General features: G+C 60.6%; 9 protein-coding genes. 5 read left to right on the top strand and 4 right to left on the bottom strand.

The window, feature by feature from the left end; genetic code table 11:
* The 4 genes from AC0L3X_RS27880 to AC0L3X_RS27865 form a co-directional block, all read left to right on the top strand.
* The coding region (locus AC0L3X_RS27880; protein WP_473317019.1) for an MFS transporter at positions 1-1,014 on the top strand (1,014 nt) is incomplete at its 5' end.
* A gap of 88 nt (positions 1,015-1,102) precedes the next feature.
* On the top strand, positions 1,103-1,516 hold the full coding sequence (locus AC0L3X_RS27875; RefSeq protein WP_063981746.1) for a cupin domain-containing protein: 414 nt from the start codon (positions 1,103-1,105) through the stop codon (positions 1,514-1,516).
* 93 nt (positions 1,517-1,609) lie between these two features.
* The gene (gene egtD / locus AC0L3X_RS27870; RefSeq protein WP_063981747.1) at positions 1,610-2,563 is read left to right on the top strand and encodes an L-histidine N(alpha)-methyltransferase; all 954 of its coding nucleotides are present in this window, start codon (positions 1,610-1,612) and stop codon (positions 2,561-2,563) included.
* A 69-nt stretch (positions 2,564-2,632) separates the two neighbouring features.
* Positions 2,633-3,091 carry a DUF3788 domain-containing protein gene (locus AC0L3X_RS27865; protein WP_063981748.1) on the top strand — a complete coding sequence of 153 codons (459 nt, stop codon included), beginning with the start codon at positions 2,633-2,635 and terminating at the stop codon, positions 3,089-3,091.
* A 298-nt stretch (positions 3,092-3,389) separates the two neighbouring features.
* Here the strand turns inward: AC0L3X_RS27865 and AC0L3X_RS27860 are convergent, their stop codons facing one another.
* From AC0L3X_RS27860 to AC0L3X_RS27845, 4 genes are all read right to left on the bottom strand, one after another.
* The gene (locus tag AC0L3X_RS27860) at positions 3,390-3,935 is read right to left on the bottom strand and encodes a carboxymuconolactone decarboxylase family protein (RefSeq protein WP_063986173.1); all 546 of its coding nucleotides are present in this window, start codon (positions 3,933-3,935) and stop codon (positions 3,390-3,392) included.
* A 34-nt stretch (positions 3,936-3,969) separates the two neighbouring features.
* A complete protein-coding gene (locus AC0L3X_RS27855) occupies positions 3,970-4,605 on the bottom strand; it encodes a nitroreductase family protein (protein WP_063981749.1) in 636 nt (211 codons plus the stop codon).
* Positions 4,606-4,782: 177 nt separating this feature from the next.
* Positions 4,783-5,700 (bottom strand): NADP-dependent oxidoreductase, encoded by a 918-nt coding sequence (locus tag AC0L3X_RS27850; RefSeq protein ID WP_063986174.1) that lies wholly within the window; start codon positions 5,698-5,700, stop codon positions 4,783-4,785.
* A 269-nt stretch (positions 5,701-5,969) separates the two neighbouring features.
* Complete coding sequence (locus AC0L3X_RS27845) at positions 5,970-6,461, bottom strand: OsmC family protein (protein ID WP_187387969.1); 492 nt, start codon at positions 6,459-6,461, stop codon at positions 5,970-5,972.
* 468 nt (positions 6,462-6,929) lie between these two features.
* Between AC0L3X_RS27845 and AC0L3X_RS27840 the strand changes: the two genes are divergently transcribed.
* A complete protein-coding gene (locus AC0L3X_RS27840) occupies positions 6,930-7,463 on the top strand; it encodes a peroxiredoxin-like family protein (RefSeq protein WP_063981751.1) in 534 nt (177 codons plus the stop codon).
* The last annotated feature ends 98 nt before the right edge of the window (positions 7,464-7,561 follow it).

Below are 7,561 nucleotides of genomic sequence, written 5' to 3'. Positions count from 1 at the left end.
GGGCGGGCCTTTCCCGCCGACAAGAAAGCCCGTGCGATCGGCATCTGGTCCGCCGCCGCAGCGGTCGCCAGTGGCGTCGCGCCCGCGATCGCGGGCGCGATCATTGATCACGGATCCTGGCGGACGGCCTTTCTGATGCTCCTGCCCATCGTCGCCGGCGCGTTGGCCTTCGGCACGGCGTGGATACCCAAGGACTCCTCGCCCAGCTACGTCCGGATCGACGTCTATGGCGCGGTCCTTTCGACAGTCGGGCTCGGCTCGTTGGGCGCGGGGCTGACGAGCCTGACCAACGGTGCCGGTCCGACCCTTTGGCTGCTCATCACTCTGATCGTCGGTCTGGGCGGCTTAGCCGGCCTTATCGTCACACAGCGGCGGCTAGGCGAGAATGCCATGCTGCCCCCGTCGCTCTTCGCCTCGCGGTCGATCGTCGGCGCGAACCTGTTCACCGCACTCCTCTACGGTCCGTTCACGGTCATGCTAACCTTGATCCCGTTCGTGATGATCCGAGGCGCGCACCTGCCGACGCTGGTGGCGGGCCTAGCCTTCCTTCCTCTGCAAGTGCTGATTACGGTGGTCTCGCCGCTCGCCGGTATGCTCTGCCGCGTGTCCGGCAGGCGCCTGCCATTGTTCGCCGGCAGCGCCGTCGTCGCCTTGGGTTGCATCATGGCGCTCCGTATCGGTCCGAACGCAACCTATTGGGCGGACATCTTCCCCAGCATCCTGTTGTTGGCGCTTGGCATGAGCCTGGCGATCGCGCCGTTGACGACGCTCGTCCTCACCTCCGTCGAGTCCGATCGAGTCGGAACCGTGTCTGGTGTCAACAGCGCAGTCTCACGCGCCGGGTCGCTGTTCGCTATCGCATTGCTCGGCGGTGTGCTGCAGCAAGGCGGTCATCATCTGTTTTGGGGATTCCACATGGCGATGGTTGTCGCCGCCGTCGCCTGCGTTCTCGCCACGCTCGCGGTGTTCATCATCGAGCCGGGGCCCCACGTCGACTTCATCCCGCGAGACTGACCGTTCGGTGTCGGCAATCAGCAGGCCGGCAAGGTCGAGAGGGAACAATGAAGAACGAATACCAAGCTCTAGGCAGAAGGAGAAACTCATGAAGATCCGGACCATTGTCGCTGTCACCTGCGCCGCCTTCTCGATAGCCGGCCCGATCCGCGCCCATGATCGCGAAGCGGAAACCGTCGCGAAGAAACTCGAGGCGGCCATTCCCAATGTCCCTGGCAAGTCGCTGCTCGCCCTGGAGGTCGATTACGCGCCGGGCGCGGCATCCCCGCCCCATACCCACGCGAAGTCGGCTTTCATCTACGCTTATGTCATCTCGGGCGCGATCGAGTCGAAGGTGAACGACGGCGAGAAGCGCATTTATCGGGCAGGCGAAGGCTGGTCGGAGCCGCCGGGTGCAACCCATTCGATCAGCCGCAACGCGAGCAAGACGAAGCCGGCGAAGCTGCTCGCTGTTTTTGTCCTCGACACCAATGACAACCCTCTGACGACACCCCTCAAGTAACGTACTCACTGAGCCTGGCACGAATTCACGGTGAAGATATCGGCCGCGAGTTTACCTCGGCCGCTATCCGCCGTGTCACCGAAAGCGGAAAATATGCTTCACGTGAATGACCGCATCGACGCTGTTGAAAATGCATTTGCCCGAGACGTCGTCGGCGGCTTATCCGCTGATGTGAAGACGCTGCCGAGCCGTTGGTTATACAACGAGCGTGGATCTGAACTTTTCGAAGAGATAACGAGGCAGGATGAGTATTATCTGACCAGAGCCGAAACGTCGATCTTGCGAGAGCGGCAGCGTGACATCGCCGATTTTGTAGAGCCTGGCGCGGTTCTCATCGAGTATGGTGCGGGAGCCGGCGTTAAGACGGAGCTTGTGTTGGCGGGCCTGCGTGACCCGCGAGGCTACGTGCCGATCGATGTCGCCGATGCTTTCCTTGCAGAAACGTCCAGGAGGATCGCTTCGCGCTTCCCGTCGCTCTGGGTCCGCCCCATCGAGCGCAATTTCCTGGATGCATTTGAGGTTCCGTTCGATGGCTCCAGCGGCGGCAGGACAGGATTTTTTCCTGGCTCGACGATGGGGAATTTGAACGCGAGCGAGGCGAAGACCTTGCTGATGCAGATGGGGCGACACTTAGGCAAAAACGGACGTGCCATCATCGGTGTCGATCTCCAGAAAAACGTAGATACGCTTCTGCGTGCTTACGACGACAGCGCCGGTGTGACAGCCGCTTTCAACCTCAACCTCCTTGAGCGGATCAACGCCGAACTGGGCGGCGATTTCTGTTTAGAGCGGTTCAAGCACGTGGCGCGCTGGAACGAGATCGAGAAAGCAGTAGAGATGCATCTGGTCAGCGTGTGCGATCAGCACGTTACCCTCTGCGAGCGCGCGTTTAGTTTCAGAACGTCGGAAAGCATTCATACTGAGAGCTCCCGAAAATATACTGCGGAGAGCTTCGAGCGGCTTGCCCGCTCCGGCGGATGGAAGGTTGTCGAGCTTTGGCAGGACGCGGGCGGATTATTCGGCCTGTTCGGGCTCATTCGCTATTGATCTGCCGATGATGCGGCACACCAGGTCTTCCGAAACCAACGTGAGAGTTGCGGTGTAAAGGAAAGCGGCATGGAACAGTCCCCCCAGATCGGCGACAGGATCACCGACAAATCAGCATCGCCCGACGACAGCACTGTCCGAGACTGGATCGGGCCGAAGGCGTTCGGGCATTGGGCCGAGCTGCGAAAATGGATCGAGGCATACTACCCCGATGTTTTCGTGCCGGATTGGCTCTATCGTGGCAAGAAGCGTGGTTGGTCCCTGCGTTACAAGAAATCCAAGGCATTCTGCACGTTCCTGCCGGAATACAGGCTGTTTTCGGTCGAGGTGGTCTTGGGGGCAGCAGAGCGAGAGAAGTTTGAGGCGCGGCGTTACGGGTGGCGCTCGCAGCTGGTGAAGCTTTACGATGAAGCCCGAACATACCCAGACGGAAAATGGCTGAAAATTGCTATCTCATCCGCAGCCGATCGGCATGACGTGACGGAGCTTTTAAGTCTGAAGCGTCCGCCTCCGCGGTCGCGCGATTGAGACGCTCGCGCTGCTCCGGCGCGATGGTGGTCCTCCAGATGAAATAGACACGCGCCTTGAACACCTTCTTGTGCGACGGGGCGACGACATCGTTCTCGCTGGTGATCTGGCGGCCTGGAGCGATCCCTTGAGTGCTTTGTCGAGGAGCTTTGGCGCCGTGGCGACAAACGGCGACAGTCTTCGCGCCAACCAAAAGCCCGGACGCGTTCCCAAGAATCCTTCCCGGGTGCGTCCGAGCCTTGCGTGATGCTCGCATCATAGAGGCTCCTCAGAGATCGTAGATGCGAATGGATTGAGTTCAGATCGATCCAGCCGGCGCAACGGCAGGAAAGTCCTTCTCGGGATCGAACACGTTGTTGAAAAAGTTCGTCAGAGAGTACATGGCCACCAGCGCGACTATCTCGATGACGTTGGCATCCGTGTAGCCTGCGTCGCGGACGACTTTCAGATCGGCGTCACTAACCTTGCCGCGGGTCTCGATGACTCTACGCGCAAACTGGATGGCAGCGTCCCGCTTCGGGTCGCTGGCATGGCCCTTCCGAGCGAGAGTGATTTCATTGGCGGGCAGCTTGGCCATATGATTGGCCGTAAAGCTGTGAATCGTCAGGCAGTAGTCGCAGCCATTCACTTCGGAGACAGCGAGGCCGATGCTGTCGCGCGTCTTCACGTCTAGCGCCTTGCTCAAGGAGCCAAGCAGGGCGGCCCATGAGTTGAACGCGATCGGGCTTGCCGCGAATGTCGCCATCATATTTGGGGTGAACCCGATGTTCTTGGTGAACATATCGAGGGTCGGTTTCGAATCCGCCGGCACTTGTTCCGGCTTCAGAGCTGTAATTCTTGGCATCATAATCTTCGCAGGTTCTCGGTTTCACTGATCACTAAATGAGGTCCAACACATCGGCCACCGGGCGACGCGGCTTCTGCGGCCAGTTTCCCGGACGCTCCGCTCCTACGGACAGCAGCATGACCGGGACTTCGTCCTCGGCCAATCCAAAATCTCGGTGCACCGCTTCGGCATCGAAACCGATCATCGGCGTCGAACCCAGGCCCAGCGATCGGGCCGCATAGATCATCGCCGCCGCACCGAAGGCGCCGGTGCGCACTGCTTCGTCGCGCTGGCGCTGCGGGTAGTCCTTATAGAGATCGCGTGCGGGGATTTCCCAATCCGGTATCAACTTTGCCGGCATGATACCCGCCTCCACCACCGGCGCCAGGCGGTCCGGAATTACACTGGAATCAGCCAACTGGCCGCAGATGATAAAGGTAACGGCGGCTTCAGTGATCGCCGGCTGCTTCCAGGCGATCGGACTCAACCGAGCCTTGGCTTCAGGCGTGCGTACCGCGATGAAGCGCCAGTTCTGCAAATGGAAGGATGTCGGCGCAGTAGTGCCGATTCGCACCAGCTCGCTGATTTGGTCATCGCTCAAAGTGGCGGCAGGGTCGTAGTATTTGGCGGAGCTGCGGCTCAGGATACATTCGATGACGGCATTGGTCATGGCGATTCTGTTGGTCATGGTGATTCCTGTGCGTTAGGGGATGACTTGAGATAACGAGTGCTTTCGCTCTCTTTGCTCGAAATGCCGCAGGGATGGAGCCCGTCTGGCATCTCATGCCCGGGGGCCGTGGTAGTTTTCCTGGGTTGCGGCGCGTCTGGTAGGACGTGACGGCCGCGTGCATCGAATGTGGGTCGTTCACGGACGAACGCGGATGATCGTCTTCCCGCCGATCCGCTTTGTTGGATTGAAGGCGGCGACGGCATCTTCGAGTGTCGTTACGTGGCCGACGTTCGTGCGCAGTCGCCCGTCGCGAACCCGCCGGACGATCTCACTCAGTTGGGCACGATCGGACTCGACGACGAAGTCGACCGCCAGGCCATCGGCGGGCCGCGCCTCGGCCGGCCCGACGATGGACACCAGCGTTCCTCCGGATCGAACCAGGCGCGCGGAGCGTTTCCTGATGTCGCCGCCAATGAGATCGAACACCAGGTCGACCGGGCCGATGTCATCTAGAGCGTCGTTCTCCAGGTCGACGAACTCATTCGCGCCGAAGTCGAGCGCCTTCTGACGGTCGGCGGCGCGTCCGGTGCCGATGACATAGGCGCCGGCCTCACGCGCGAGTTGCGTCACCATCGACCCGACTGCGCCGGCCGCGCCGTGCGCGAGGACGCGCTGCCCCGCCTGAAGGCGGCCGTGCACGAACAATCCCTGCCACGCGGTCAGACCCGAGACCGGCAGGCTCGCGCCCACCGTGAAGTCAACGTCGCCCGGCAGCGGCGCCAGGTTGCGTGCCTCGATCGCCACATACTCGGCCAGTGTGCCATCGCGATACCAGTCCGCGAGGCCGAACACCCGCTGTCCCACCGACAGGCCCGTCGTGCCATATCCGAGAGCGGTGACCACTCCGGCCAACTCGTGCCCGGGAATCGACGGTGTCCGGTCACGATCGAGGCGATCGGTCCACGTCGAAGGCCACGACAGCTCGGTTCCAACGAATCCTGACGCATAAACTTGAACGACGACGTCGTTTATTGCTGGCCGCGGTTCGGGTCGCTCCACCAGCTTCATCCCGACCGTTCCCGCAGCTTGGTCCGCCACGACGATTGCCCTCATCGCCAACCTCCTCGTGTGTGGTATGTCGTCATCTTCCGAATTGCCTTGCGGGCGACCAAAAATACGATCGCCAAATTCGACGGTCCAATGACCTGTGGCTATGGAATCGATGCCATCGACGCGAAAGATCAAAGCGCGTCGGCAGTGAACGTCGGGACGAATGCCCCGCGAGGGATGATTTCCGGGCACTGAGGACGCAAGAAAGAGCTGCAATGCGGGTTTGATCGGCTGCGATGCGCCGGTGCGGTGATCGACCGCACGAGAGACGCTCAATCCGGAGTGATATTCGGGATCGGGAGTTGAGCCAGATCATCCTCGTAGCTGGCCTGAGTGCTTGGGCTGTGGCCGGAAGCAGTAGCGCCGAGGCGCGTGTTGATAGCGGCGCCGATGCCGAGAATCTTGCCAACGGGGCAGAGGTTTGCGGCTTCCAGCAGGAGCGCGCGCTGATGAGCATCGAGTTCTCCTTCCAGCACGAGGGTGCGTGCGAACGAATCTCGTTCGCCCAGAGCGCCATGGCGGAAGCTGACGCTCACTTCCAGCCGCTCCAGCGGAAGTCTCTGGCGTCGAGCCTGAAAACGAATGCTCATAGCGGTGCATGCGGCGAGAGATGCGCTAAGGAGGTCGTAAGGATTGGGACCAGAAGAAATGCGGCCGACGCCATCCGGGCCGCCGACAGTAAAATGAGAGCCGCCGACACGGCATACCAGTGCACCAGGATTGGTGGGGTCGCTTGCGACAACAACTTCGCGGATCTTGGTCATGACTAGGTCCCGATTGTTCGAATGATCGACCACCGGCTTCGACGAGCGTGAACGCAAGCAGGCAGCGCAGAACAAGTCTTGCAGATAGCGCGAGGTCTCAGCGCGGCGTCCGCTCCGGCCGGCGCGTTCAGCACTTAAATCCGGCAACCATTCGGGTAAAGCTATCATGTCCATAACCGCCGGGAATGCTTCGGGAGTCGGTGCCGAAGCTCCGCGACGAGAAAATCCGTGAACCCGCGCGCCGGGCTTGACGGTCTTCCGCTCGCGACGACGCATTGACTTCCATCGAGGCGAAGTCTCGGTCGGAGAAACAACGCGCGGGAATGGAAATCATAACGGTCGGACATTTCTCAATTGAAGGTCGGCGACGTAGTTTCACCCTGCAGGGCGGGGCGGAGTGATGGCTCGTGCGCGATCGGCGGGTGCCGGAATTCCCGACGTACTTAGGAAAACACTGCGGAGAAGAGAATGCTGCTGCCTCGTCGACCGGTTCCCGAACTGCGCGTGCCGACCCTTGCTCATGGCGAATTTGATCTTGCTGCCGACGCGCCGAAGCTGTTTACGCTGATATGCTTTTATCGCGGACTCCATTGCCCGGTCTGCCTCAAATATCTGCGCGAGCTGGAATCGCTGATACCCGAATATGAGCGTCGCGGTACAAAGGTCATCGCTATCAGCTCTGACGTTCGCGAGCGCGCTCAGGAAATGGCAAACAAGGTCGGCGCCAGCTTGCGATTCGGATATTCACTGCCGCTGGCGGTTGCTCGCAAGTGGGGTCTCTATATTTCGTCGTCGCGTGGAAAGACATCGATCAACATCGAAGAGCCGTCACTGTTTTCGGAGCCCGGCGTATTCCTCGTCCGACCGGATGGTACTTTGTACTACGGCGCTGTTCAAACAATGCCGTTCGCACGTCCGTTGTTCTCGGAATTGCTTAAAGCGATCGATTTCGCTATCGCCAGGGATTATCCGGCGCGTGGCGAGTATGACGGCCCTCTCTGAGCGGCCGTCGGCTTAGCTACCGGCACACCCGCGAACATGAAGGCCGCTGCGCGGGAGCTACTGCTTGATTCTCTGTTCGGTCCAGCTGTTTCGGGTAT

The organism is Bradyrhizobium sp. MI1.7, from assembly GCF_055811795.1.
The sequence above is the reverse complement of the archived record's forward strand: the minus strand, read 5'-3'. Positions and strand labels throughout refer to the sequence as shown.

Bases quoted from the DNA above. Each gene is read 5' to 3' on its own strand.
- AC0L3X_RS27875 (WP_063981746.1), top strand. From the start codon at position 1,103: ATGAAGATCCGGACCATTGTCGCTGTCACCTGCGCCGCCTTCTCGATA.
- egtD (WP_063981747.1), top strand. From the start codon at position 1,610: ATGCTTCACGTGAATGACCGCATCGACGCTGTTGAAAATGCATTTGCC.
- AC0L3X_RS27865 (WP_063981748.1), top strand. From the start codon at position 2,633: ATGGAACAGTCCCCCCAGATCGGCGACAGGATCACCGACAAATCAGCA.
- AC0L3X_RS27860 (WP_063986173.1), bottom strand. From the start codon at position 3,935: ATGCCAAGAATTACAGCTCTGAAGCCGGAACAAGTGCCGGCGGATTCG.
- AC0L3X_RS27855 (WP_063981749.1), bottom strand. From the start codon at position 4,605: ATGACCAACAGAATCGCCATGACCAATGCCGTCATCGAATGTATCCTG.
- AC0L3X_RS27850 (WP_063986174.1), bottom strand. From the start codon at position 5,700: ATGAGGGCAATCGTCGTGGCGGACCAAGCTGCGGGAACGGTCGGGATG.
- AC0L3X_RS27845 (WP_187387969.1), bottom strand. From the start codon at position 6,461: ATGACCAAGATCCGCGAAGTTGTTGTCGCAAGCGACCCCACCAATCCT.
- AC0L3X_RS27840 (WP_063981751.1), top strand. From the start codon at position 6,930: ATGCTGCTGCCTCGTCGACCGGTTCCCGAACTGCGCGTGCCGACCCTT.